20 protein-coding genes are annotated in these 23,776 nt (G+C 64.1%); 6 read left to right on the top strand and 14 right to left on the bottom strand.

The window, feature by feature from the left end; all coding sequences use genetic code 11:
• Position 1: 1 nt before the first annotated feature.
• Positions 2–1,252 carry a sarcosine oxidase subunit beta family protein gene (locus WCJ41_RS00490; RefSeq protein WP_336903846.1) on the bottom strand — a complete coding sequence of 417 codons (1,251 nt, stop codon included), beginning with the start codon at positions 1,250–1,252 and terminating at the stop codon, positions 2–4.
• Positions 1,253–1,342: 90 nt separating this feature from the next.
• Between WCJ41_RS00490 and WCJ41_RS00495 the strand changes: the two genes are divergently transcribed.
• Positions 1,343–2,323 carry a GlxA family transcriptional regulator gene (locus tag WCJ41_RS00495; RefSeq protein WP_336903847.1) on the top strand — a complete coding sequence of 327 codons (981 nt, stop codon included), beginning with the start codon at positions 1,343–1,345 and terminating at the stop codon, positions 2,321–2,323.
• Between the two features lie 35 nt (positions 2,324–2,358).
• Here the strand turns inward: WCJ41_RS00495 and glnT are convergent, their stop codons facing one another.
• The 6 genes from glnT to WCJ41_RS00525 all read right to left on the bottom strand — a co-directional run bounded on the left by glnT (position 2,359) and on the right by WCJ41_RS00525 (position 8,525).
• Positions 2,359–3,663: a type III glutamate--ammonia ligase gene (glnT, locus tag WCJ41_RS00500; protein WP_336903848.1), complete on the bottom strand. Its 1,305-nt coding sequence runs from the start codon at positions 3,661–3,663 to the stop codon at positions 2,359–2,361.
• 94 nt (positions 3,664–3,757) lie between these two features.
• Complete coding sequence (locus tag WCJ41_RS00505) at positions 3,758–5,086, bottom strand: FMN-binding glutamate synthase family protein (RefSeq protein WP_336903849.1); 1,329 nt, start codon at positions 5,084–5,086, stop codon at positions 3,758–3,760.
• Positions 5,087–5,099: 13 nt separating this feature from the next.
• Positions 5,100–5,783, bottom strand: a complete 684-nt coding sequence (locus WCJ41_RS00510) for a protein GlxC (RefSeq protein ID WP_336903850.1) — start codon at positions 5,781–5,783, stop codon at positions 5,100–5,102.
• A gap of 122 nt (positions 5,784–5,905) precedes the next feature.
• Positions 5,906–6,808 carry a glutamine amidotransferase family protein gene (locus tag WCJ41_RS00515; RefSeq protein ID WP_336903851.1) on the bottom strand — a complete coding sequence of 301 codons (903 nt, stop codon included), beginning with the start codon at positions 6,806–6,808 and terminating at the stop codon, positions 5,906–5,908.
• A gap of 107 nt (positions 6,809–6,915) precedes the next feature.
• Positions 6,916–7,911 carry a ribonuclease gene (locus WCJ41_RS00520; protein WP_336903852.1) on the bottom strand — a complete coding sequence of 332 codons (996 nt, stop codon included), beginning with the start codon at positions 7,909–7,911 and terminating at the stop codon, positions 6,916–6,918.
• A 2-nt stretch (positions 7,912–7,913) separates the two neighbouring features.
• Positions 7,914–8,525, bottom strand: coding sequence for an XRE family transcriptional regulator (locus WCJ41_RS00525; protein WP_336903853.1), 612 nt, complete (start codon positions 8,523–8,525; stop codon positions 7,914–7,916).
• Between the two features lie 405 nt (positions 8,526–8,930).
• Between WCJ41_RS00525 and cysD the strand changes: the two genes are divergently transcribed.
• Both cysD and cysN read left to right on the top strand, forming a co-directional pair.
• On the top strand, positions 8,931–9,887 hold the full coding sequence (gene cysD / locus WCJ41_RS00530) for a sulfate adenylyltransferase subunit CysD (RefSeq protein ID WP_336903910.1): 957 nt from the start codon (positions 8,931–8,933) through the stop codon (positions 9,885–9,887).
• Positions 9,887–11,791 carry a sulfate adenylyltransferase subunit CysN gene (gene cysN, locus WCJ41_RS00535; protein ID WP_336903854.1) on the top strand — a complete coding sequence of 635 codons (1,905 nt, stop codon included), beginning with the start codon at positions 9,887–9,889 and terminating at the stop codon, positions 11,789–11,791. The genes cysD and cysN overlap by 1 nt, the downstream gene beginning before the upstream one ends.
• Before the next feature lie 122 nt (positions 11,792–11,913).
• On the opposite strand, the gene WCJ41_RS00540 is transcribed toward cysN, so the two are convergent.
• The 6 genes from WCJ41_RS00540 to WCJ41_RS00565 all read right to left on the bottom strand — a co-directional run bounded on the left by WCJ41_RS00540 (position 11,914) and on the right by WCJ41_RS00565 (position 18,957).
• The gene (locus WCJ41_RS00540; protein ID WP_336903855.1) at positions 11,914–13,005 is read right to left on the bottom strand and encodes an HPP family protein; all 1,092 of its coding nucleotides are present in this window, start codon (positions 13,003–13,005) and stop codon (positions 11,914–11,916) included.
• A gap of 6 nt (positions 13,006–13,011) precedes the next feature.
• On the bottom strand, positions 13,012–13,617 hold the full coding sequence (locus WCJ41_RS00545; protein ID WP_336903856.1) for a 2-hydroxychromene-2-carboxylate isomerase: 606 nt from the start codon (positions 13,615–13,617) through the stop codon (positions 13,012–13,014).
• Entirely contained in the window at positions 13,614–15,155 is a 1,542-nt protein-coding gene (locus WCJ41_RS00550) for an AMP-binding protein (RefSeq protein WP_336903911.1), read from the bottom strand. Before WCJ41_RS00550 ends, WCJ41_RS00545 begins: the two co-directional genes overlap by 4 nt.
• Positions 15,155–15,919 (bottom strand): SDR family oxidoreductase, encoded by a 765-nt coding sequence (locus WCJ41_RS00555; protein ID WP_336903857.1) that lies wholly within the window; start codon positions 15,917–15,919, stop codon positions 15,155–15,157. The genes WCJ41_RS00550 and WCJ41_RS00555 overlap by 1 nt, the downstream gene beginning before the upstream one ends.
• A 147-nt stretch (positions 15,920–16,066) precedes the next feature.
• Entirely contained in the window at positions 16,067–17,599 is a 1,533-nt protein-coding gene (hutH, locus tag WCJ41_RS00560; protein ID WP_336903858.1) for a histidine ammonia-lyase, read from the bottom strand.
• Positions 17,596–18,957 (bottom strand): formimidoylglutamate deiminase, encoded by a 1,362-nt coding sequence (locus WCJ41_RS00565; protein WP_336903859.1) that lies wholly within the window; start codon positions 18,955–18,957, stop codon positions 17,596–17,598. Before WCJ41_RS00565 ends, hutH begins: the two co-directional genes overlap by 4 nt.
• Positions 18,958–19,003: 46 nt before the next feature.
• Between WCJ41_RS00565 and hutI the strand changes: the two genes are divergently transcribed.
• From hutI to hutU, 3 genes are read left to right on the top strand one after another with little or no spacing between them, the layout of a single operon-like run.
• A complete protein-coding gene (gene hutI, locus WCJ41_RS00570; protein ID WP_336903860.1) occupies positions 19,004–20,197 on the top strand; it encodes an imidazolonepropionase in 1,194 nt (397 codons plus the stop codon).
• The gene (gene hutC / locus WCJ41_RS00575) at positions 20,197–20,928 is read left to right on the top strand and encodes a histidine utilization repressor (RefSeq protein WP_336903861.1); all 732 of its coding nucleotides are present in this window, start codon (positions 20,197–20,199) and stop codon (positions 20,926–20,928) included. Before hutI ends, hutC begins: the two co-directional genes overlap by 1 nt.
• A gap of 10 nt (positions 20,929–20,938) precedes the next feature.
• Complete coding sequence (gene hutU, locus WCJ41_RS00580) at positions 20,939–22,609, top strand: urocanate hydratase (protein WP_336903862.1); 1,671 nt, start codon at positions 20,939–20,941, stop codon at positions 22,607–22,609.
• 43 nt (positions 22,610–22,652) lie between these two features.
• Here the strand turns inward: hutU and WCJ41_RS00585 are convergent, their stop codons facing one another.
• Positions 22,653–23,762, bottom strand: a complete 1,110-nt coding sequence (locus WCJ41_RS00585) for a PQQ-dependent sugar dehydrogenase (protein WP_336903863.1) — start codon at positions 23,760–23,762, stop codon at positions 22,653–22,655.
• Between the last annotated feature and the right edge of the window lie 14 nt (positions 23,763–23,776).

The raw sequence follows: 23,776 nt of genomic DNA on the forward strand, positions 1-23,776 counted from the left end.
GTCAGTGCAGGTTCGGTGTGGCGCCCTGGCCCTTTTCGTCAAGCATGTGGCCGGTCTTGAACCGGTCGAGACGATAGGCGGCGTTGAGCTTGTGGGGTTCGTCCTTGGCGATGGTGTAGGCGAAGCACCAGCCGGAGGCCGGCGTGGCCTTGAAGCCGCCATAGCACCAGCCGGCGTTGAGGTAGAGCCCCTCGATGTGGGTCTTGTCGATGATCGGCGAGCCATCCATCGACATGTCCATGATGCCGCCCCAGGAGCGCAGCACGCGCACGCGCGACAGCGACGGGATCATGGCGACACCGGCCTCGATCACATGCTCCACCATCGGCAGGTTGCCGCGGCGGGCGTAGGAGTTGTAGCCGTCGATGTCGCCACCGAAGACCAGGCCGCCCTTGTCGGACTGGGACACATAGAAGTGGCCCGCACCGAAGGTGACGACGCCGTCAATGTAGGGCTTCAAGCCCTCGGAAACGAAGGCCTGCAGAACGTGGCTTTCCATCGGCAGGCGCATGCCCACCATCTTCGCGGTTTCAGACGAGTTGCCGGCGGTGGCAAGGCCGAGCTTCTTGCACTTGATGAAGCCCCTGTTGGTGTCAACTCCGACGACCTTGCCGTTCTCGACCTTGATGCCCTTCACCTCGCAATGCTGGATGATGTCCACGCCGCGGCTGTCAGCACCACGGGCATAGCCCCAGGCCACGCCATCATGGCGCACCGTGCCGCCGCGCTTCTGCAGGAGGCCACCCTTGATGGGGAAGCGGGCATTCTCGTAATCAAAGAAGGGATACATCTCCCTGACCGCCTCGCGGTCGAGGAGTTCCGCATCCACGCCGGCGATGCGCATGGCATTGCCACGCCTGGCAAAGGCGTCGCGCTGGGCGTCGGTGTGGCAGAGGTTCAAGACGCCGCGCTGCGAGACCATGGCGTTGAAGTTGAAGTCCTGCTCGAGGTTCTCCCACAGCTTCATCGACCATTCATAGAACGGGTTGTTGCCGGGCAGCATGTAATTGGAGCGGATGATCGTGGTGTTGCGCCCGATGTTGCCGGAGCCGAGCCAGCCCTTTTCAAGAACCGCGATGTTCTTGAGGCCGTGTTCCTTGGCGAGGTAATAGGCCGTCGCCAGCCCGTGGCCGCCGCCGCCGACGATGATGATGTCATATTCCTTCTGGGGCACGGGATCGCGCCAGGCGGGCTCCCAGTTCTTGTGGCCGGAGAAGGAATTCTTGATGAGCGAGAATACGTTGTAGCGCATGCGCTGGTCCTGAATCTTGGATGTTTCCTTATACGCCCGGGGACCGCCAGAGTCTTGCAGTCAAGAGCCGTTTCCTGATAGATTTGCGCCATGCCAGAAACGCCACAGACAGTGGGCCTGCTGCTCATCCCCGGCTTCGCGCTGATGTCCTATGCCTCGGTGGTGGAGCCCTTACGCGCCGCCAATTTGCTGGCGGGGCGGGAGCTTTACCGCTGGGTTTACATCACGCCGGGCCCGGCCATCGTGACGGCGTCCTGCGGGGCGACCGTGCCCTGCCCGGTGAAGGCGGGCGACACCGTGAAGCTCGATTTCCTGTTCGTCTGCGCGGGCGGCAACCCGACGGCCTTCAAGGACCGCACCACGCTGCAATGGCTGAGGACTCTCGCCGCGCGGGGGCTGCGTATCGGGGGCGTGTCGGGCGGGCCGGTAATCCTGGCGCGCGCCGGCATCATGGACGGCTATCACATGACGGTGCACTGGGAGCATGCTCCGGCTGTGTCCGAGGGCTTTCCCAACATCATGCTGACGCGCTCGATCTACATCGTCGACAGGAACCGCCTCACCTGTGCCGGTGGCACCGCACCCCTTGACATGATGCATGCGCTGATTGCCGAGGCGCATGGGCCGGAGCTTGCACGCAAGGTATCCGACTGGTTCATGCACACTGACATCCGCCCGGCGCAATCGGCCCAGCGCGCCTCGCTGACGGAGCGCTACGGCGTGCATGATGATCGCCTCACCGCCGCGATGGAGCTGATGGAGAGCCACCCAGGTGAACCGCTGAAGCGCAGCGAAACGGCACGGCGCATTGGGCTTTCCACGCGCCAGTTGGACCGGCTGTTCGCCGAGAAGCTGGGTGCCAGCTATGCCGAGCACTATCGCCAGACGAGGCTGGAACGCGCCCGCGACCTGTTGCGCCAGTCCGCCGTGCCGATCACCGAAATTGCGCTCGGCTGCGGATTCTCGAGCGCCAGCCACTTCAGCCGGGCATACCGCGAGGCGTTTGGAGGGACGCCGGCTTCGGAACGCAAGGAGCCCGCTCAAAAGGAAAAGCCCGGCGCAATTTCCTGAGCCGGGCTTTTCGTTCGCTTGGATCGCCCGAGGGATCAGCAGTCGAGCGTTGTGTCGCGCTCCCACTGCGTCAGGTGACGGCAGTAGTTGTTCCACTCATTGTGCTTGAGCTTGAGATAGCCCTGCGACACTTCCTTGCCGAGCATCTCCTGCAGGTAGCTGTCCTGCTCGAAGTTCCTGAGCGCGTCGAGAAGGTTGAGCGGCAGCTTCTTGGCGTTCTTGACGGTGTGGCCCTCGGCATACATGTCGATGTCGAGGCGCTTGCCCGGATCCATCTGCTTTTCCACGCCATGCATGCCGGCGACGAGGATGGAGGCCAGCAGCAGGTAGGGGTTGGCAGCACAGTCCGGCAGGCGATATTCCGCGCGGCCCGAGTCCGGGATGCGGACCATGTGGGTGCGGTTATTGCCGCCATAGGTGATCGACGAAGGCGACCAGGTGGCGCCCGAGATGGTGCGCGGCGCGTTGATGCGCTTGTAGCTGTTCACCGTGGGGTTGGTGATGGCGCACATCGCGGCGGCGTGCTGCATGAGTCCGCCGAGGAAGTGATAGCCGAGCTTGGAGACGCCGAGCTCGCCCTTCAGATCCTCGAACAGGTTCTTCTTGCCGTCCTTCGTCCACACCGAGAGGTGAACGTGGCAGCCGTTGCCGGTGAGGTTGATGAAGGGCTTCGGCATGAAGGTGGCGCGCAGGCCATGCTTCTCGGCGATCGACTTCACCATGAACTTGAAGAAGGCCACCTGGTCGGCGGTGGTAAGTGCATCCGAGAAGTTCCAGTTGATTTCGAACTGGCCGTTCGCATCTTCATGGTCGTTCTGGTAGGGGCCCCAGCCGAGCTGCGTCATGGTCGTGCAGATCTCGGCGATGACATCGAGGCGGCGCATAATGGCGGCCTGATCGTAGCAGGGCTTTTCGGCAGTATCGCGATTGTCCGAGACGGCCGAGCCATCGGCGTTGATCAGGTGGAACTCAGGCTCGACGCCGGCCATGAGCTTCATGTTCTTCTTGGCATAATGCTCAGAGAGCTTGCGCAGCACGACGCGCGGCGCCTGGGCAAGCGGCTCGCCATTCATCCACGGCTCGCCCGCGACCCACGCCACTTCGGGGCGCCACGGCAGCGGGATGATGGAGTTCACGTCGGGCATCACAAGAATATCGGGGTGGGCTGGCGTCTGGTCGAGCCACGTCGCGAAGCCCGCAAAGCCCGCACCGGCCTTCTGCATCCTGGCCGCGGCTTCCGCCGGAACGAGCTTGGCGCGCTGCACGCCGAACAGATCGGTGAAATTGAAGAGGAAAAATTTGATGCCGTTTTTCTTGGCATAAGCGGCCAGTTCGCTCATGGTTCGGTTCACTCCCGTGTCGTTTTTGTTGGTCTTGTTTATGTAACCCCGGCTTCCTTACTGAGGAAACCGGGGAATGTCATCAGGCACGATACTAGTATCCGCCGCGGCCGGGAATCCAGCTTGTTCCTGCAATGGGGACCTGCGCCATTGCCGCAGCTTCCACCGTCAACGCACACAGATCTTCAGGCTCGAGATTGTGCAGATGGCTCTTGCCGCAGGCGCGTGCGACCGTCTGGGCCTCGAGCGTCATGACCTTGAGGTAGTTGGAAAGCCTGCGCCCTGCCTTGACGGGATCGAGCCTGGCGGCCAGCACCGGATCCTGCGTGGTGATGCCAGCGGGATCGCGGCCTTCGTGCCAGTCGTCATAGGCGCCGGCCGTGGTGCCCAGCGCGCGGTATTCCTCTTCGAGGTGCGGGTCATTGTCGCCCAGCGCCACGAGTGCTGCCGTGCCGATGGCAACTGCATCAGCACCCAGCGCCAGCGCCTTGGCCACATCAGCACCTGAACGGATGCCACCCGACACGATGAGTTGTACCTTGCGATGCATCCCCAAGTCCTGCAGCGCCTTCACCGCGGGGCGGATGCAGGCAAGGATGGGCAGGCCCACATGCTCGATGAAGACTTCTTGCGTGGCGGCGGTGCCGCCCTGCATGCCGTCCAGCACCACGACGTCAGCACCGGCCTTCACCGCGAGTGCAACGTCGTAATAGGGGCGCGTGCCACCGACCTTCACGTAGATCGGCTTTTCCCACGAGGTGATTTCGCGCAGCTCGTGAATCTTGATCTCGAGATCGTCCGGGCCCGTCCAATCCGGATGGCGGCAGGCGGAGCGCTGGTCGATGCCCTTGGGCAGGCAACGCATGGCGGCGACGCGATCGGAAATCTTCTGGCCCAAAAGCATGCCGCCGCCGCCAGGCTTGGCACCCTGACCGACGACGACTTCGATCGCATCGGCCTTGCGCAAATCGTCCGGGTTCATGCCATAGCGCGAGGGCAGGTATTGGTAGACGAGGTACTTGGACTGGCCACGCTCTTCCGGCGTCATGCCGCCATCGCCCGTCGTCGTCGAGGTGCCGGCCATCGAGGCGCCGCGACCCAAGGCTTCCTTGGCCTGGGCTGAGAGGGAACCAAAGCTCATGCCGGCGATGGTGATCGGGATCTTCAGTTCGATGGGCTTCTTGGCGAAGCGCGTGCCAAGCACCACATCGGTGCCGCACTTCTCGCGGTAGCCTTCCAGCGGATAGCGCGAGATCGAGGCGCCAAGGAACAACAGATCGTCGAAGTGCGGCAGCTTGCGCTTGGTGCCGGCACCACGGATGTCATAGATGCCGGTGGTGGCGGCGCGGCGGATTTCCGCCATCGTGAAGTCGTCAAAGGTTGCAGACTTGCGCGGCGGGGTGCGTGGAACGTTGGCGTCCATGTGTTTTCGTTCCTCAGTAAGCGTCGGCGTGATCGACGTTGAAGTTATAGAGCTTGCGGGCGGAGCCGTATCGGCGGAAGGACTCAGGCTTGTGCTTCAGCTTGGCGCGCTCGAGAAGCTTGGCGAGATCTTCGAGATGTTCCTGCCGCATTTCCTTCTCGATGCAGTCGGATCCGAGGTTGTCGGCGCGGCCACGCACATAGAGGCGGGCCTCGTAGATCGAGTCGCCCAGCGCCTCGCCCGCATCACCGCAGACCACAAGGTTGCCGCGCTGCGCCATGAAGGCCGACATGTGGCCGACGGAGCCGCCCACCACGATGTCGGTGCCCTTCATCGAGATGCCGCAGCGAGATGAGGCATCACCCTCGATGACGAGCAAGCCGCCGTTGCCGGTGGCGCCGGCGGACTCGGAAGCATTGCCCTTCACCCACACGATGCCCGACATCATGTTCTCGGCGACGCCGACGCCGGCATGGCCGTGAATGGTGATCTCGGCCTCCTTGTTCATGCCGCCGCAGTAGAAGCCGACATGACCCATGATGTCGATCATCAGCGGCCCATCGACACCACAGGCAATGGCGTGCTGGCCCATCGGTTTCTTGATCACCCAGTGGCGCTCGTTCGAGTCCTTCGGAACATGATAGAGTTTCTGGTTGATGGCGGTGACGCCCAGCGCCTTCAAGTCAAGTTCTTGCATGCTTGCATTCCGTCCCATGGTGGCCTCGTCCCCTGTGGTTGCTGTCGGCGGGAGCGAGGAAGGTGAAGGAACGCCGGAGCCTCACGGAGGAGAAGAAGGCCCCGGCGAAGTTCATCGTCTGGTCAGGCGTGGCCGCCCCAGGTGTAAATGGTTGCGGGCTCGGGTTCCCAGACGCGTGCCGTGTCCGCACCCGGCAAGTGCGCGATGGCGCGCCACTCGGTGGCCATGGCCACCCAGTCATCCGTCTCGGCCATCACAGCGTGCTTGCAGGCGATGGGATCACGCACCACCGCAAAACCATCAGCCGTGCCGACGAGGAAGGTGTAGAAGCCATCAAGGTCCTTGAGGCCGCCCTCGAGGGCTTCCTTGAGGGTGGCGCCGCCACGCAGCTTCCACGTCATGTAGGCGGCCGCGACCTCCGAGTCGTTCTCGGTCTGGAATTCCATGCCCTCGCGCTTCAGGTTCTCGCGCAGGCGATTGTGGTTCGACAGCGAGCCATTGTGCACGAGGCAGAGGTCAGCACCGGTGGCGAAGGGATGCGAGCCCGCGGTTGTCACCGCACTCTCGGTGGCCATGCGGGTGTGGCCGATGATGTGGGTGCCGGAGGCGGAGGCGAGATCGAAGCGGTCATAGACTTTCTCCGGCAGGCCCGTTTCCTTGAAGATCTCGACCGTGTGGCCGGAACCAACGACGCGCACGCCGGGCGCATTGGCCTTCAGCCACTTCACCACGTCCTCTTCCTTGCCATCGGTGACGAGGATGCAGTGGGTGCCGATCTGGTGGATCGCGGCTTCGCAGTTGAGCGCCTCCTCGAGGCCGCCCTCGACATGGCGCCAGTTGAAGGCCTTGTCGTCGTGGGCGAGCGAGAACTTCACCTCGTTGTCCTTCACCGGGTTGCGATACACCGCAACCCCGGCGGAATCCGGTCCGCGGGCAGTCATCTCGATCAACATGGGCTTGAACATCGCGCCCAGCTGGGATTGCAGCTTGGGGTTCTTGAGATAGAGTCCGACAATGCCACACATGGCCCGCTCTCCTTCAGCAACGATGCCTCAGAGGCTAGCAGGCTTTTGGCGACGCATCAACCAAGAGGAAATTTTATTTCATGCGAGGAATGCACCCCCGCATGTTTCTACTGCGGGCCTACCGGGTCAACGATCCCGGCCGGGCAGCCCGGGTCGGTTGGCCTCGCCGCCAGCATCAGGTCGGACAGGCTTGTTCCCGCTGGGATATCACCCTTGAGGCCGATGCTGAGCTCGGCGATCAGCCGGCGGCCACCATCATCCCGGCAGGCGACCCGCACCCGGTTGCCGGCACCCGCGCCGAAGGCCTGGTCGAAGGCAGCGCGGATATTCGCCGTGGTCACCGTCCGCCCGATGTTGCGCATGAAGATGTCGGCGACGGGCGAAGTGTTGATTTCCTTCATGAGCCGGAAGGAATCGCTGAAATAGGCATCGGCACTTCCGGGGTAGCAACTGCCATGCTTGGCCCATTCATGACGGTCCAGCATGGATCTCGAACTCGGCATCATGGTTTCAAGGTCGGCGCGGGTGGCGAGACTCAGGTCCAGCGGCGGAATGTCCTTCCAGCGGCCGCCTTCGGCAGCGGCGCGCGCTGCGCCCGGCACGTTGCAGTATTCAATGCTGGAGGGCTGCGGCCACAGCCCGTGGAGCGACAGGTAGTTGGCGTCATAGCGGTTGCCGGTCTGCCAGCGGCACTCCGGCCGCTTCTGGCTCGCCTCACAGAATGCGGGCTGCCAGCTCAACGCCAGCACGTAAGGCAGATCAGTGGCTTTCGGTTTGGTCGGCGCCGGTGGGGGTGCGACTTTCGTCGCCGCAGCGGGCACCACCTTGCCGCACTCGGCCGCCACCCAACGCTCCGGCGGGTTGGCATCGGGAATCTCGACCCGGTAGTAAGTGGCCTGCTTCTGATTGCGGGCGAGCAGTTGGTAGCTGACGCCGGGACCGGTAATCACCTGGCCGGGGTTGGTGTCCTTGCGGATCGACAAAAGCGCCTGGCAGGAACGGCTGGCGAGAAAGCGTCCCTCCATCGGCTCGTCGGCATGCGCGGTGAGGACCGCCGTCAGCAAGGCAAAACCGGCGACGGCGAGAGGGGCGGCAAAACGCAAGACTAGTCCTCGCGGCGATAGCTGATGACGGAAAGATAGCGGATTGGCAGCTTCCTCAGCTCCTCCGGTCCGTGCGGTGCCTCGGCATCGAAGAACAGCGCATCGCCCGGGTGCATGTCATATGTCTTCTCGCCGTGGCGGTACACGACATTGCCTTCCAGCATGTAGAGGAATTCGAGGCCGGCATGCTGGAATGTCGGGAACACGTCCGACTCATGCGTGAGCGTGATGAGGTAGGGCTCCACCATCACAGAGCCATGTGGGCTGTGGCCGAGGAGTTCATACTGGTGGCCGGCGCGCGTGCCGCGTCGCTCGATGGTCAACCCCTTGCCTGCCTTCACGAAGGTGGCGTCGCGGATTTCCTCGTAGGACTTGAAGAAGGCCGTTACCGGCACCTGTAGCGCCCTGCCCAGCGACTGCAGCGAGGCGAGCGAGGGCGAGGTGGCGCCATTCTCGATCTTGGACAGCATGCCAGCGGACATCTCCGCTGCCTTGGCGAGCTCGGCGATGGTGAGGCCCAGCTTTTCACGAAATTCCTTCACTGCCCGGCCGATGGCCTGTTCCAGCAGCTTGCCCTGCGCCTCGCCATGCCCATGCGGGTTCTGGAAGGGCATGCCGGACCTTTTGGCCGTCTTTCGTGCGTTGCCTTTGTCCACTTCGTTTCCTCCCAGGAAAAACTCTATAGCGGACCTCAAGTGACCTCAAGGCCCTGTCCGCGGATCAAAAATCGGGAAGATCCTATCAAACCATGCGATCAGTTCGTCAAATCACAGAAAATTTCCTATCCAGGCAATGCCAATTCCGCTAAACGGCACCACAATCGCCTCGTGCAAAGGTAAAAACCTATCATGGACAGTGTTGCCCAGTCTTTCCTATCGGAAATTGAGCGCTTCCTTTCGTCTGCAGGAATTGACCCCTCCGCCCTCGGCAAGCAGGCCCTCGGCGACCCGAATTTCGTTTTCGACCTCAGGAAGGGCCGGTCGCCTTCCACCCGGACCATCGAAAAGGTGCGCGGCTGGATCGCCCAGCAGGCAGCCCCCGCCGGGGCGCCGAAGACCATCCACCGTGACGCAGGCACGACGCTGACACACCTCGAGCGCCTCGAGGCCGAGTCGATCCACATCATGCGCGAGGTGGCGGCCGAATGCGAAAAGCCGGTGATGCTCTATTCGATCGGCAAGGATTCCGCCGTGATGCTGCATCTCGCCATCAAGGCCTTCTACCCCTCGAAGCCGCCCTTCCCGCTGATGCATGTCGATACCGGCTGGAAGTTCCGCGACATGTATGCGCTGCGCGAGGCGACCGCGAAGAAATACGACTGGGAGCTGATCGTTCACAAAAACCCCGAGGGCGTGGCCAAGAACGTCAACCCCTTCGACCACGGCTCCGCCCTCCACACCCAGATCATGAAGACCGATGGCTTGAAGCAGGCGCTGGACCAGCATGGCTTCGATGCCGCCTTCGGCGGCGCGCGCCGTGACGAAGAGAAGTCACGCGCCAAGGAACGCATCTTCTCCTTCCGCGACTCACGCCACCGCTGGGACCCGAAGAACCAGCGCCCCGAGTTGTGGGACCTCTACAACGCGCGCAAGAACAAGGGCGAATCGATCCGCGTCTTCCCGCTGTCGAACTGGACCGAACTCGACATCTGGCAATACATCCACCACGAAAACATCGACATCGTGCCGCTCTACTTCGCCGCCGAGCGGCCCGTGGTGTGGCGCGACGGCCAGATGATCATGGTGGACGACGAGCGCATGCGGCTGAACCCCGGCGAGACGCCGGAGATGCGCAAGGTGCGCTTCCGCACGCTCGGTTGCTATCCGCTCACCGGCGCCATCGACTCCACCGCGACGAACCTTCTCGACATCGTGGAAGAGATGCTGGTCGCCACCTCCTCCGAGCGCCAGGGCCGGGTCATCGACAAGGATGCCTCTGCCTCCATGGAAAAGAAGAAGCAGGAAGGATATTTCTGATGACGCGCTTCATCGAATTCACCGGCGGCGACGTCGAGGCCTATCTCCACGCCCAGGAACAGAAGGACCTGCTGCGCTTCATCACCTGCGGCTCGGTTGACGACGGCAAGTCCACGCTCATCGGGCGCCTGCTCTATGAAGCCAAGATGCTGTTCGAGGACCAGTTGACGGCACTCGAAGCCGACTCGAAGAAGATGGGCACGCAAGGCGGCAACCTCGACTTTGCGCTGCTGGTTGACGGTCTCGCAGCGGAGCGCGAACAGGGCATCACCATCGACGTGGCCTACCGCGCCTTCACCACCGACAAGCGCAAGTTCATCGTCGCCGACACGCCAGGCCATGAGCAGTACACGCGCAACATGGCGACGGGTGCGTCGACCGCTGACCTCGCCATCATCCTGATGGACGCGCGCAAGGGCGTGTTGACGCAGACACGGCGCCACACCTTCATCTGCACGCTCCTGGGCATCAGACATCTGGTCGTCGCGGTCAACAAGATGGACCTGATGGACTTCGACCAGACCGTGTTCAAGCGCATCGAGGAGGATTACCGTGCCTTCGCCAAGTCGATCGGTGCGGACGAGATCACGGTGATCCCGGTCTCGGCCCTCATGGGCGACAACATGATCACGCGCTCCACCAACATGCCGTGGTACCACGGGCCTACGCTGATGGCGCACCTCGAAACCGTGCCGGTAGGCGATGACCTTGCGGAGAAGCCGTTCCGCATGCCGGTGCAGTGGGTGAACCGCCCGAACCAGAATTTCCGCGGCTTTTCCGGCACCATCGTGTCCGGTACGGTGAAGCCGGGCGATGCCATCAAGGCGCTGCCTTCAGGCCGCACGTCGAGTGTCGAGCGCGTTGTCACCTATGACGGCGACCTCGACGAAGGTGTCGCGGGCCAGTCGCTGACCATCACCTTGAAGGACGAGATCGACATCAGCCGCGGCGACGTCATCTGCACGGCCAATGATCCTGTCGAAGTCTCCGACCAGTTCGAGGTCGAGATCCTGTGGATGAGCGACGAGCCGATGCTGCCGGGACGTCCCTATCTCTTCAAGTCCTCCACCAAGACGGTACCGGGCACGCTGGAGCAGGTGAAATACAAGGTCAACGTCAACACCATGGAGCACGTGGCGGCGAAGACGCTGGCGCTTAACGAGATTGGCATCTGCAATCTCGAGCTCGACAGCCAGATCGCCTATACGCCCTATGCCGAGAACCGTAATCTTGGTTCCTTCATCATCATCGACCGCTTTTCCAACAACACGGTGGGTATGGGCCTCATCCGCTTCGCGCTCCGGCGTGCGGCGAACATCCACTGGCAGGCGGTGGATGTGCACAAGGCGGCACGCGCGGCGATTGCCGGGCAGAAGCCTGCAGTCCTCTGGTTCACCGGCCTTTCGGGTGCGGGCAAATCGACCATCGCCAACTTGGTCGAGAAGCAGCTCCATGCTGCGGGCCACATGACCTACCTCTTGGACGGCGACAACGTGCGCCATGGCCTCAACCGCGACCTCGGCTTCTCCGATGCCGATCGCGTGGAGAACATTCGCCGCGTGGGCGAGGTGTCGAAGCTGATGGTGGATGCGGGCCTGATCGTGCTCGTGTCCTTCATCTCGCCCTTCCGCTCCGAGCGCCTGATGGCGCGCGAGCTGCTGGAGGACGGCGAGTTCATCGAGATCTTCGTCAACACGACGCTCGCCGAAGCCGAAAAGCGCGACGTGAAGGGCCTCTACGCCAAGGCGCGCCGCGGCGAGATCAAGCACTTCACCGGTATCTCGTCGCCCTACGAAGCACCCGAGAGCCCCGAACTCCGCGTCGACACCACGAAGGTGACAGCGGAAGGTGCCGCCGACCTGATCGTGCAATACCTGAAGGACAAGGGGCGGCTGACGAAATAAGAGCCCTCATCACGCAGATGCTCATCATGGCCGGGCCTTGCCCGGCCATCCCTTTGGTGGCCGTGCAAAGGGATCGCCGGATCAAGCCCGGCGATGATGGAGCAAGAAAAGAGGCTCGAGGACTACTTCGCAGCCCCCGTCACGGCGAGCCTCGCCAACGCCACGATCATGTCGGTCTGCGTGACGAGCCCCACGAGCTTCCCGGTACCTTCGGTGATCAGCACCGCATGGTGGCGGCCGTCGCTCAGCGGAACGACCAGCCGCAGCAGGCTGTCGTCCGGCAGGGCCGTTGCCGCCTCGCCCATCATTTCGGCAACGGTCTTGAGCGCATGGTCCGCCTCATGCATCTCGACGATGCCGGCGACCCGGCCCAGCTCATCGACGACGGGCAGGATGCGCAGGTCATGCGCGAGCAGCAGGGCATGCGCATCGCGCCGCGGCGCGTCTGCGCGAACCGACAGCACGTCGCGTGACATGATATCGGCGCAGCGCGGCACGTTTGCGGTGCGCTCAAGCGCCGAAAACTCGGCACGTCGGACGATGCGGTTCAGGTCATCGCGTGAAATATCCAGCGCTTCGCCACCCTCCGCCAATGCCGCGTCGATGTCGGACTCCGTCAGGCCTGTGTGCAGCTGCGGCGGCAGTTCCTTCGTGCCGTGGGTCTCTGCAATCACGGGCTTCGGCCGGTGCGGATAGGAATGCCGCGAGAGGCGGTGGAACAGGATGCCGGTGATCACCAGCAGCACCGAATTCAGCGCCACCGGCGCAAACGCAAAGCCGAAACTGTAGGAAGCGGCGGCGGGCCCGCCCAGCACGCCCAGGAGTGATGCGGCACCACCCGGCGGGTGCAGGCAGCGCAGCAACGACATCACCGCAATGGCGGCAGCCACCGCGATGGCGGCAGCGATCGCCTTGTCCGGCACCAGATGTGCCACGGCAATGCCGACCAGCGCCGAGAGGGTGTTGCCGCCAATGATCGCCCAGGGCTGGGCGAGCGGGCTCGCCGGCACCGCGAAAAGCAACACTGCCGAGGCGCCAAGCGGCGCGACCAGCAGCGGCAGGTGCCCCTCATTGCCCACCGCCCAGCCGGAGACCAGCCCGGCGAGGCCAATGCCGATGAGGGCACCCAGACAGGCAATGCTTCGGTCACGAAACGTGGTACCGGCCATGCGGGGCGTGAGGCCGCGCAGGACGCTGAGGAAACTGTTCTGCATGGTGCCTCAGGCTAGTGAGATTTTGCCGCGCGCGATATGATTATCCAGCAGGTACAGCCTGTCGTTGCCGAAGTACAGGCGTGAGCCAGTGTCAACGGTCGGCACGCCGAACACGCCGCGCGCGATGGCTTCGCTGGTATTGGCATCGAGCCGCTGCTTGTAAACATCACTCACCGCCGCGGCCTTCACGGCGTCTCCATCAAGACCCGACTCATTGCCCCAGCGTGCGAGCTGGTCGAGATCGGTGATGTCCGCCTCCTCGGCCCAATAGCCCTTCAGCACGCGGCGCACAAAGGCTTCGGCCTTGCCTTCATCCTCTGCCAGGATGCAGGCGCGCAGCGCGCGGGAGTTGCGCAGCGGATAATGCGGGTGATAGCGCAGTGGCACGCCGATGAGCTCTGCATGGTCCTGAATGTCCTGCTGGAACCAGGCCACGCGTTGCGGCGAGGCCTCGAGCGGCTTGATGCCGCCGATCTCGTCCATGAGGCGCGGCAGGTGCAGCGGCCGCCAGCGCAGGCCGAGCCCGTGCTGTCTCGCAATGTCACCAACGCGAAACGACGCGAGATAGACCCATGGCGAATGCACGTCGAACCAGAAGGTGAGGCCACTCATGCCAGCTTCTCCATGCGGTTCTCCTTCGCGAGTTCGCGCAGCTCGACCTTGCGGATCTTGCCCGATGGCGTGATCGGGAAGCGCTCGACTGTGAAGACCACCGCCGGCACCTTGAACTTCGCGATGCGTGAGGCACACAGCGCCTGCAATTCGGACGCTGCAACGGGCCGCGCCAGCTTCACGGCAGCACCCACGATCTCGCCATAGTAATCATCCGGCACGCCGAACACCGCCACCTCGGCCACTGCATCATGCTGCTGCAGCACGTTCTCGATCTCGGCGGGATAGATGTTTTCGCCACCGCGGATGATCATGTCGCGCAGGCGGCCGCCAGCAATGACAAGGCGGCCATCCGCGCGCAGGTAGCCAAGGTCGCCGGTGCGCAGCCAGCCGCCATCGATGATGGTTTCCGCTGTCGCCTCTGGCTTGTTGTAGTAACCTTCCATCACCATGGGCCCACGTGCCTGGATCTCGCCGATCTCGCCCGCAGGCAGGACGTGAAGCGTCTCCGGGTTCACGATGCGCAATTCATAGTCGGGAAGCGCCTTGCCTGCCGTCTCCCAGCGCAGCGGATCATCATGTTCGGGGCACACGAACAGCGTGCCACCCTCGGTCTGGCCATAGACCTGCGAAAGCCCCGGCATCGGGAACTCTGCCGCACAGCGCCGCAGCACATCCGGGTTGCAGTCCGCCCCGCCGCAGCTTCCGGCCTTGAGGCTGGAGAGGTCGTAGCTCGAACGCGCCGGATGATCGAGCATCGCGAGATAGGACGTCGGCACGCCCGAGAGATGCGTGCAGCGCTCGGCCTCGATGATGCGGAACATATTTTCGGGATCGAAGCTCGGCACGCCCACATAGGCGGCTCCGTGGCTGAGACACCCAAGCAGATTGAGAATGCAGCCCGCGCAGTGGAACAGCGGGATGATGGAGGTCCAGCGCCCACCAGCCACAAGGCCAAGCCTTGTGGCGCTGTTGCGCCCCACCATCATCATGGCGCGATGCGAGAGCAGCGCTCCCTTCGGGAATCCGGTGGTGCCGGATGTATAGAGCAATGCCGCAATCGCCAGAGGATCAGGTGTCACCGGCATGACGGAATGACCTTCCGCCAGCAGGCGCGGATAGTCGTCTTCAAAAGTGAACACATGGGCCAGCAGCGGCAGTGAGGGCCGCAGCGCCGTGACGTTCTCGAGGTAAGGATTGGAACGATACTGCGTGGAGCAGATCAGCGCCTTCGCGTCCGACTGCTTCAGCGCATAGGCGAGGTCATCCTTGCGGTAATGTGTATTGAGCGGCACGAAGACCGCGCCCAGCGCCGCGCAGGCCATCTGCACCACGGCCCATTCCATGCGGTTCTCGGCCAGCAGTGCCACGTGATCGCCCGCGCCAATGCCGCGCGCGCTGAGAGCCCCCGCCAGCGCCAGCGCTTCGTCACGATATTGAGCGAAGCTGCGGCGAGCATTCTGGTGCGGGAAGACCAGCGCGTCGGCGTCAGGCCAGGCCTTCGCCGCGTGCTCCAGCGTTCCCCATGGATGCAGCATCACTGCGCGCACCAGCCGCCGTCGGCCGGAAGGATCGTGCCGGTGACGAAGCTCGCTGCATCGGAGGCGAGGAACACGGCAGGCCCCACCATCTCCTTCATCTCTGCCATGCGGCGCAGCGGCGTCCTTGCGGCGATGTGCTTCTCGGCCTCGGCCAGATAGGCCTGTCCTTCCGGCGTCATGGAATGGCGCGTGTAGCCGGGGTTGAAGGCATTCACGCGAATGCCATGTGGCCCCCATTCGGATGCAAGCCCGCGCACCAGCATGTCGATGCCGCCCTTGGCAGCGCAATAGGGTGTCAAGTCCTCGAAGGCAGCAACGGAGGCGTTGGAAGAGTTCATCACGATCACGCCGCCCGTACCTTGGGCGATGAATTGCCGCGCCGCGGCCTGCGCGCAAAGGAAATAGGAGCGGAGGTTGCCGCCGATCACCGTGTCGAATTCGGCGGGCGTAAAGTCGATTGCCGGCTTCTTGACGTTCACCCCGGCATTGCAGACGAGAATGTCAAGCCGCCCATAGCGGCGCACTGCGGCAGTGATGAAGGCGTAGGCTCCTTCCGGTGTGGACACATCCGCCAGAACGGGAAGCGTTTCATGCCCGAGGCCACGCAGTTCGGCCGCCGTCTTCTCCGCGTTCTCGTAGCTCCGTGCGCAGCCCACGACCGTGGCGCCAGCCTCGGCAAAGCCCAGCGCCAGCTCGCGCCCGATGCCGCGACTCGTGCCGGTTATGGCCGCCACACGGCCGGTGAGGTCGAAGAGTTTCATGAAAGCGAACCTCTGTTTGCACTGCACATTCTTCGTTCGTCATCCCGGCGAAAGCCGGGACCCAGCTTCCTTCAATCGCCCAAAAGCTGGGCCCCGGCTTCCGCCGGGGTGACGGGCCAATATGGGTGACGGCACTTCAGAATTTACTTACCTGCACCCCAGATCGCCAAGCAACTCCGGCACCAGCCCTGCAAAGCTGCCCTGCTCGACAAGCGTGGCGATGGCTTCGGTGTCGGTGGCGAATTCGCGGTCCTCGTCGCGCTTGGCGGACTTGGCGCGCACGATTGCGTGCGCCTCCTCGATCGGCTTCGACGAGGCGAGGGGTCTGCGGAAATCGATGCCCTCGGCCGCCGCCATCAGTTCGATGGCGATGATGCGTGAAAGGTTGGCATTCATCGGGCCCAGACGCCGCGCACCGTGGGTGGCCATGGAAACATGGTCTTCCTGGTTGGCCGAGGTGGGGGCGGAGTCGACCGACGCCGGGTGCGACATCTGCTTGTTCTCGCTCATCAGGGCCGCCGCCGTGCATTGCGGGATCATGAAGCCCGAGTTGAGGCCCGGGTTGCGGATGAGGAAGGGTGGCAGCAGCGAGATCGAACTGTCGATCAGCGCCGCGATGCGCCGCTCGGAGAGCGAGCCCATCTCGGCCACGGCCATGGCGATGATGTCGGCCGCGAAGGCCACGGGCTCGGCGTGAAAGTTGCCACCCGACAGCACCGCGCCATCCTCGGCGAACACCAGTGGATTGTCGGAGACCGCATTGGCCTCGATCACCAGCGTGCGTGCGGCGTGGCTGAGAAGGTCAAGGCAGGCGCCCATCACCTGCGGCTGGCAGCGGAAGGAATAAGGATCCTGCACGCGGTCATCGCCCTCGAGGTGCGAGGCGCGGATTTCACTGCCCGCCAGCAGGCGGCGATAGTGAGACGCGGCGAGAATTTGGCCGGGGTGCGGGCGCAGGGCATGGATGCGCGGGTCGAAGGGCGTATCGGAACCCATGACGGCATCAACCGACATGGCACCCGCGAGGATCGCGGCCTCGGCATTGCGTTCGGCGGCCACGAGCCCGAACAGCGCCAGCGCGGTGGATACCTGCGTGCCGTTGAGAAGTGCCAGGCCTTCCTTGGGGCCAAGGGCCACGGGAGCGATGCCGGCGGCCTTCAGGGCCTCTGCGCCGCTCACCCGCTTGTCCTTCACCAGTGCCTCGCCCTCGCCAATGAGCACGAGGCTCATGTGGGCGAGTGGGGCAAGATCGCCCGAGGCACCGACGGAGCCCTGGCCGGGGATGACGGGCAGCACGTCGGTGTTGATCAGACCTGCCAACGCCTCCATGGCGGTGAGTGAGATGCCGGATGCACCCTGGCTCAAAGCATTGAGCTTCATCAGCATGATCAGTCGGGTGACGCCCGCCGAAAGGGGAGCGCCTACGCCTGCCGCATGCGAGCGCACGATGTTGATCTGCAGCTTATCGAGATCGGCCATGGCGATGCGCGTCTTGGCCAGCTTGCCGAAGCCGGTGTTGACGCCATAGATCGCGTCGCCCGTGGCAAGCAGGCGCTTCACCGTCTCGGCGGAGCGGACGATGCGGGCGCGGGCCCCGGCGGAGAGTTCCACCGTGATGGGCCCGGCAAGGGCCGCGCGAATGTCGGAAAGATCCAGCGGGCGTTCACCGATGGCAATCATGTGTCGAGCCTCCTCAAGGCGGCGCGGAAGTTCCGCGCGATCAGTTCTTCATGGATGTGATGGCGGTCTTTCACCACCTGTTGGCCGCAGACGAACACGTCCCGCACCAGCGCATTGCCGCCGGAGAAGATCCAGGTGTCGAGGGCGGCGTCTTCCGCGCGTCCCGCCAGCAGCGGGTGCTCGGCATCGAGCACGGTCACGTCGAAGCGGTGGCCGGGGGCGATGGCGCCGATGGGCTGCCGCATGGATCGGGCGCCGCCTTTGAGTGCGGCGTCATAAAGGCTGCGCCCGGTGGATCGGCCCGGCCCGCCCGCCAGCGCATTGCGGGTCAGGTCGCGCAGGCGCTGGGAATATTCCAGCATGCGCAGGTCTTCTGCGGGCGAGACGGTGATGTGGCTGTCAGAGCCGATGGCGATGGCCCCGCGCTCCCCCATGAAGTCCACCGCCGGGAAGATGCCGTCACCCAGATTGGCCTCGGTCGTGGGGCATAGGCCGGCAATGGCGCCGGAGCGGGCGAGTGTGGCCGTCTCGGACGGCGTCATGTGGGTGGCGTGGATGGCCGTCCAGCGGTCGGAGAGGTCGAAATTCTCCATCAGCAGCTCTACCGGGCGGCGGCCCGAGAAGGCGAGGCAGTCGTCCACCTCCTTCACCTGCTCGGCCACATGGACGTGGATCGGGGCATCCGGCGGCAGGGCGGCAATCACCTCGCGCAGCAAGTCCGGCGTCACCGCCCGCAACGAATGGGGCGAGATGCCGACATGACGGAGTGCGCTGTCCTTGGCTTGTATAGACAGGTTGCCGACGATCTTCAGGAAGCGCTCGGCATGGTTCAGGAAGCGACGCTGGCCGGGCACCGGATGCTGCCCTCCGAAGCCACCAAAGGCATAGAGCGTTGGAAGAATTGTGATGCCGATGCCAGCATGTTGCGCTGCAGCAAAACAGCGGAGGCTCATCTCGGCGGGGTCGGCATAGGGGGTGCCATCAGGTGCATGATGCAGGTACTGGAACTCACCCACCACCGAGAAGCCGGATTTCAGCATCTCGACATAGAGCTGCGCCGCAACGGCTTCGAGATCGTCAGGCGAAAGCCTGAGGGCGAAGCCATACATGGCTTCCCGCCAGGTCCAGAAGCTGTCCGCCCCCGGCCCGGCGCGTTCCGCCAGGCCCAGCATGAAACGCTGGTGGGCGTGGGAATGGACGTTGGGCATGGCCGGAACGGCGATGCCGGAAATGCGCTCCCCGCCCTCGCCCGGCCCGACATGGGTGATCAAGCCCATGGCATCGACGGTGACGGTCACGTCCCGTTTCCAGCCCTCTGGCGTTAGCACGCTTTCGAAGTGAAAATTCTGGCTTTGCATGGCTCCGACTATATTGTATATACAACCTTATACAAGAGGCTTCATCATGCTGCTCACCAACCTCAACGCCGCCACGATGCGGGACGGTTACGGCCTGATCGAGGATGCAGCCATCCTGATCGAGGGCGGACGCATCAGCTGGGTAGGCCCCCAGTCGGAGGCTCCTGCTGGTCATGAGCCTACCGACTGCGAGGGTCGATTGGCCACCCCCGGCCTCATCGATTGCCACACCCATATTGTCTACGGCGGCAGCCGGGCACATGAGTTCGAGCAGCGCCTCGCAGGCGTCTCCTATGCCGAGATCGCCAAGGCGGGCGGCGGCATCGCCGCCACGGTGCGGATGACACGGGCCGAATCAGAAGCCGACCTTGCGGCCTCGGCGCTGCGCCGGCTGGATGCCCTGCTTGCCGAGGGCGTCACCACCATCGAGGTCAAGTCCGGCTACGGGCTGGACCGCGACACCGAGATGAAGATGCTGAAGGTGGCCCGCGAGCTCTCCCAATGGCGCCCGGTGGACGTGGTCACCACCTATCTCGGCGCCCATGCCCTGCCGCTGGAGTTCAAGGATGATCGCGCCGGTTATCTCGACCTCGTCTGTAATGACGTCATGCCAGCCGTGGCCAAGGCCAACCTGGCGGACGCGGTGGATGCTTTCTGCGAAGGCATCGCCTTCTCGGTCGAGGAAACCCGACGGGTGTTCGAGGTGGCCAAATCCCTGGGCCTTCCCGTCAAGCTCCATGCCGAGCAGCTCTCCAACCTCGGCGGCTCGGCAATGGCCGCCCAATTCGGCGCCCTGTCGGTGGACCACATCGAATATCTCGACCAGGCGGGGGTGGACGCCATCGCCGCCTCCGGCACCGTGGCCGTGCTGCTGCCCGGCGCCTTCTATTACCTGCGGGAGAAGCAGGCTCCGCCCGTCGCAGCACTTCGCGAGGCGGGCGTGCCCATGGCGGTCGCCACCGACCTCAACCCCGGCACCTCGCCCGTCCATTCCATCCTCACCGCCATGAATATGGCCTGCGTGCTGTTCGGCCTCACGCCGGAGGAGGCGCTCAAGGGCGTCACCGACAATGCCGCCAAGGCACTGGGCCTCTATGACCGTGGCCTGCTGACGCCCGGCATGCGGGCCGACATCGCGCTGTGGAACACGGCACGCCCAGGTGACCTCGCCTATCCGCTAGGCTTCAACCCGCTCGCCGCCGTCATCCACAACGGCGAGCTGGTGCGGGGCATCCTGTGATGAGCGACGCCCAGCCGCTCTATGCCAAGGTCAAGGAGCACATCCTCGACAACATCCGCTCGGGTGCATGGAGTGCAGGGCGCCGCGTGCCTTCGGAGAACGAGCTGGTCGAAAGTTTTGGCATCAGCCGCATGACGGCCAACCGCGCCTTGCGCGAATTGACGTCGGAGGGCTTCCTCAGCCGCGTGCCCGGTGTGGGCACCTTCGTGAAGGAAGCCCCTGCCCTCTCCAGCCTCATGGAACTCCGCAACATCGCGGAGGAGATCGCCCAGCGCGGCCACCGCTATTCCTCGCGTCTTATCCGCAAGGGCCCATTCGACTCCAATCCGGCACTTGCCGAGGCGTTCGAGGACCGTGGCCTCAAGCAGCTGTTCCACATCGTCATCGTGCATGAAGAGAACGGCGTTCCCGTTCAGCTCGAGGATCGCCATGTGAACCCCGCCGTGGTGCCGGACTTCCTCGAGCATGACTTCACCGAAACGACGCCCACCGCCGTGCTGCTCGCCGCCACGCCGGTGGACGAACTCGAGCACACTGTCGAGGCGACGCTTCCCTCGCCCGAGCAGCAGCGCCTGCTCGGAATCGCAGCGCTCGAACCTTGCCTCGCCCTCTACCGCCGCTCGTGGAGCCGCGGAAAGGTCGCTACCGCCGTCACCCTCACCTATCCCGCCAGCCGCTACGCGCTTTACAGCCGCCACCGCACCGGTGAACGCGGCACCTTCTCTCAATAGGAGTTCACCCATGACCACCCGCCGTGACAACACCCGCGTCATCAAATCCCCCACCGGCACCACGCTGTCCTGCAAGTCATGGCTCACCGAAGCGCCCCTGCGCATGCTGATGAACAACCTCGATCCGGGCGTCGCCGAACGCCCCGAGGAACTCGTGGTCTATGGCGGCATCGGGCGCGCCGCGCGCAACTGGGAAGCCTATGACAAGATCGTGGCAGGGCTCCGCTCGCTGGAAGAGGACGAGACGCTGCTGGTGCAATCCGGCAAGCCCGTCGGCATCTTCCGCACCCACAAGGATGCGCCGCGCGTGCTGATCGCCAACTCCAACCTGGTGCCGCACTGGGGCACCTGGGACCATTTCAACGAGCTCGATAAGAAGGGCCTGATGATGTACGGCCAGATGACCGCCGGGTCCTGGATCTACATCGGCACGCAGGGCATCGTGCAGGGCACCTATGAAACCTTCGCCGAAGTGGGCCGCAAACACTATGGCGGCAGCCTCAAGGGCAAGTGGTTTCTCACCGCTGGATTGGGCGGCATGGGTGGCGCACAGCCGCTCGCCGCCACCATGGCTGGCGCCTCGATGGTCGCCATCGAATGCCAGTCCTCGCGCATCGAGTTCCGTTTGAAGACGCGCTACCTCGACACCAAGGCGAATACGATCGATGAAGCATTGGAAATCATCGACCGCTCGCACAAGGCCGGCAAGCCCATCAGCGTCGGCCTGCTCGGCAACGCAGCGGAGCTGCTGCCGGAATTCGTCAAGCGCGGCATCCGCCCCGATGCGGTCACCGACCAGACCTCGGCGCATGATCCGATCAACGGCTATCTGCCCGCCGGCTGGACGCTCGCCGAGTGGGAGGAAAAGCGCGTCTCCGACCCGCAGGCCGTGAAGGCCGCCGCCATGGCCTCGATGAAAACCCACGTCGAAGCCATGCTCGACTACTGGCACATGGGTGTTCCCACGCTGGACTATGGCAACAACATCCGCCAGATGGCACTGGAGAAGGGCCTGAAGAACGCCTTCGAGTTCCCCGGCTTCGTGCCCGCCTATATCCGCCCGCTGTTCTGCCGCGGCATCGGCCCGTTCCGCTGGGCCGCCCTCTCCGGCAACCCGGAGGACATCTACAAGACCGACCAGCGCGTGAAGGAGCTGATCCCCGATGATCCGCACCTCCACAACTGGCTCGACATGGCGCGCGAGCGCATCGCCTTCCAGGGGTTGCCCGCCCGCATCTGCTGGGTGGGCCTCGGCCAGCGCCACAAGCTCGGTATGGCGTTCAATGAAATGGTGCGGAACGGTGAAGTCGAGGCGCCCATCGTCATTGGCCGCGATCACCTCGACTCCGGCTCCGTCGCCTCGCCCAACCGCGAGACGGAAGGCATGATCGATGGCTCGGATGCAGTGTCGGACTGGCCGCTGCTCAACGCGTTGCTCAACACCGCATCAGGCGCCACCTGGGTGTCGCTGCATCATGGCGGCGGCGTCGGCATCGGCTATTCGCAGCATGCCGGCATGGTGATCGTGGCCGACGGCACGGATGACGCGGCCCGCCGCCTCGAGCGCGTGCTGTGGAACGACCCCGCCACCGGCGTCATGCGCCATGCCGATGCGGGCTACGAGATCGCTGTCGAATGCGCAAAGGAACAAGGGCTGAAGCTGCCGGGGATCACGGTCTAGTTATATTGAATGTCGTCATCCCGACGGAAGCCGGGGTGACGGACTAAGGGGTGATCTTCATCAGCCGCCCCATCGGCGCGTCCTCGTCCGTCAGCACATAGAGATAACCGTCCGGTCCCTGCCGCACGTCGCGAAAGCGGGCATAGCCATCGAACAGCTTTTCCTCCCCGACGACCTTGTCACCCTTCATCTCCAGCCGCGCCACGTGCTTCAGCGCCAGCGCGCCGACGAAGAGATTGCCCTTCCACTGCGGATACCGGTCGCCGGTGTAGAATACCATGCCGGACGGCCCGATGGAGGGCGTCCAGTAATGCACGGGTTGCTCCATGCCGTCCTTCTCGGTGAGCCCGTCGCCGACAGGCTCGCCTGAATATTCGCGGCTGTAGGTGATGACGGGCCAGCCATAATTCTTGCCCGCTTCCGGGTGGTTCAGCTCATCGCCGCCCTTGGCGCCATGCTCCGTTGTCCACAACTGACCGGTGTCGGGATGGATGGTCGCGCCCTGCAGGTTGCGGTGGCCGATGGACCAGATCTCAGGCAACCAGCCTTCGACCTTCGGGTTGTCCGGCGGAATGGCACCCTCCTCGGTGATGCGGATGACCTTGCCAATGTGATTGTCCGTCTGCTGCACCAGCGGGCGCAGGTTCAGCCGGTCGCCAGTTGTCACGAACAGCGCACCCGTCCTGTCGAAGGTGAGGCGCGAGCCGAAATGGGCACCACCCTTATAGGCTGGCTGCTCGCGGAAGATGACCTTGACGTCGGTGAGGCTGCGGAGGTCCTCCGACAGGCGCCCACGCATCACGCTTGTGCCGTTCTTGCCCTCCTCTCGCGGCTCCGCGAAGGACAGGAACACGAGTCGCGTCTGGGCGAAATCCGGGTGAAGTGCGATGTCGAGGAGCCCGCCCTGGCCCACGGCGGCAACCTCCGGCAGGCCGGAAATCGGCTCCGAAAGCTTTCGGTCCATGCCGATGGTGCGAAGGTTTCCGGCGCGTTCGGTGACGAGGATCGTGCCATCCGGCAGGAAGGCCAAGGACCACGGATGGTCGAGGCCGTCGACCACAGTCTCCAGCATCTCGTTCGCCTCTGCGCCCGCGTTCGCGGACGTGAGTGAGAAGGCGAGCAGACTTGCGACAACGGTACGGCGATCGATCATGTGGCACCCGGATT

Origin of the sequence: Aestuariivirga sp. (assembly GCF_037139295.1) — a bacterium.
Lineage (GTDB): Bacteria > Pseudomonadota > Alphaproteobacteria > Rhizobiales > Aestuariivirgaceae > Aestuariivirga.

Bases quoted from the DNA above. Each gene is read 5' to 3' on its own strand.
- WCJ41_RS00490 (WP_336903846.1), bottom strand. From the start codon at position 1,252: ATGCGCTACAACGTATTCTCGCTCATCAAGAATTCCTTCTCCGGCCAC.
- WCJ41_RS00495 (WP_336903847.1), top strand. From the start codon at position 1,343: ATGCCAGAAACGCCACAGACAGTGGGCCTGCTGCTCATCCCCGGCTTC.
- glnT (WP_336903848.1), bottom strand. From the start codon at position 3,663: ATGAGCGAACTGGCCGCTTATGCCAAGAAAAACGGCATCAAATTTTTC.
- WCJ41_RS00505 (WP_336903849.1), bottom strand. From the start codon at position 5,086: ATGGACGCCAACGTTCCACGCACCCCGCCGCGCAAGTCTGCAACCTTT.
- WCJ41_RS00510 (WP_336903850.1), bottom strand. From the start codon at position 5,783: ATGCAAGAACTTGACTTGAAGGCGCTGGGCGTCACCGCCATCAACCAG.
- WCJ41_RS00515 (WP_336903851.1), bottom strand. From the start codon at position 6,808: ATGTGTGGCATTGTCGGACTCTATCTCAAGAACCCCAAGCTGCAATCC.
- WCJ41_RS00525 (WP_336903853.1), bottom strand. From the start codon at position 8,525: ATGCCCTTCCAGAACCCGCATGGGCATGGCGAGGCGCAGGGCAAGCTG.
- cysN (WP_336903854.1), top strand. From the start codon at position 9,887: ATGACGCGCTTCATCGAATTCACCGGCGGCGACGTCGAGGCCTATCTC.
- WCJ41_RS00540 (WP_336903855.1), bottom strand. From the start codon at position 13,005: ATGCAGAACAGTTTCCTCAGCGTCCTGCGCGGCCTCACGCCCCGCATG.
- WCJ41_RS00545 (WP_336903856.1), bottom strand. From the start codon at position 13,617: ATGAGTGGCCTCACCTTCTGGTTCGACGTGCATTCGCCATGGGTCTAT.
- WCJ41_RS00550 (WP_336903911.1), bottom strand. From the start codon at position 15,155: ATGCTGCATCCATGGGGAACGCTGGAGCACGCGGCGAAGGCCTGGCCT.
- WCJ41_RS00555 (WP_336903857.1), bottom strand. From the start codon at position 15,919: ATGAAACTCTTCGACCTCACCGGCCGTGTGGCGGCCATAACCGGCACG.
- hutH (WP_336903858.1), bottom strand. From the start codon at position 17,599: ATGATTGCCATCGGTGAACGCCCGCTGGATCTTTCCGACATTCGCGCG.
- WCJ41_RS00565 (WP_336903859.1), bottom strand. From the start codon at position 18,957: ATGCAAAGCCAGAATTTTCACTTCGAAAGCGTGCTAACGCCAGAGGGC.
- hutI (WP_336903860.1), top strand. From the start codon at position 19,004: ATGCTGCTCACCAACCTCAACGCCGCCACGATGCGGGACGGTTACGGC.
- hutC (WP_336903861.1), top strand. From the start codon at position 20,197: ATGAGCGACGCCCAGCCGCTCTATGCCAAGGTCAAGGAGCACATCCTC.
- hutU (WP_336903862.1), top strand. From the start codon at position 20,939: ATGACCACCCGCCGTGACAACACCCGCGTCATCAAATCCCCCACCGGC.
- WCJ41_RS00585 (WP_336903863.1), bottom strand. From the start codon at position 23,762: ATGATCGATCGCCGTACCGTTGTCGCAAGTCTGCTCGCCTTCTCACTC.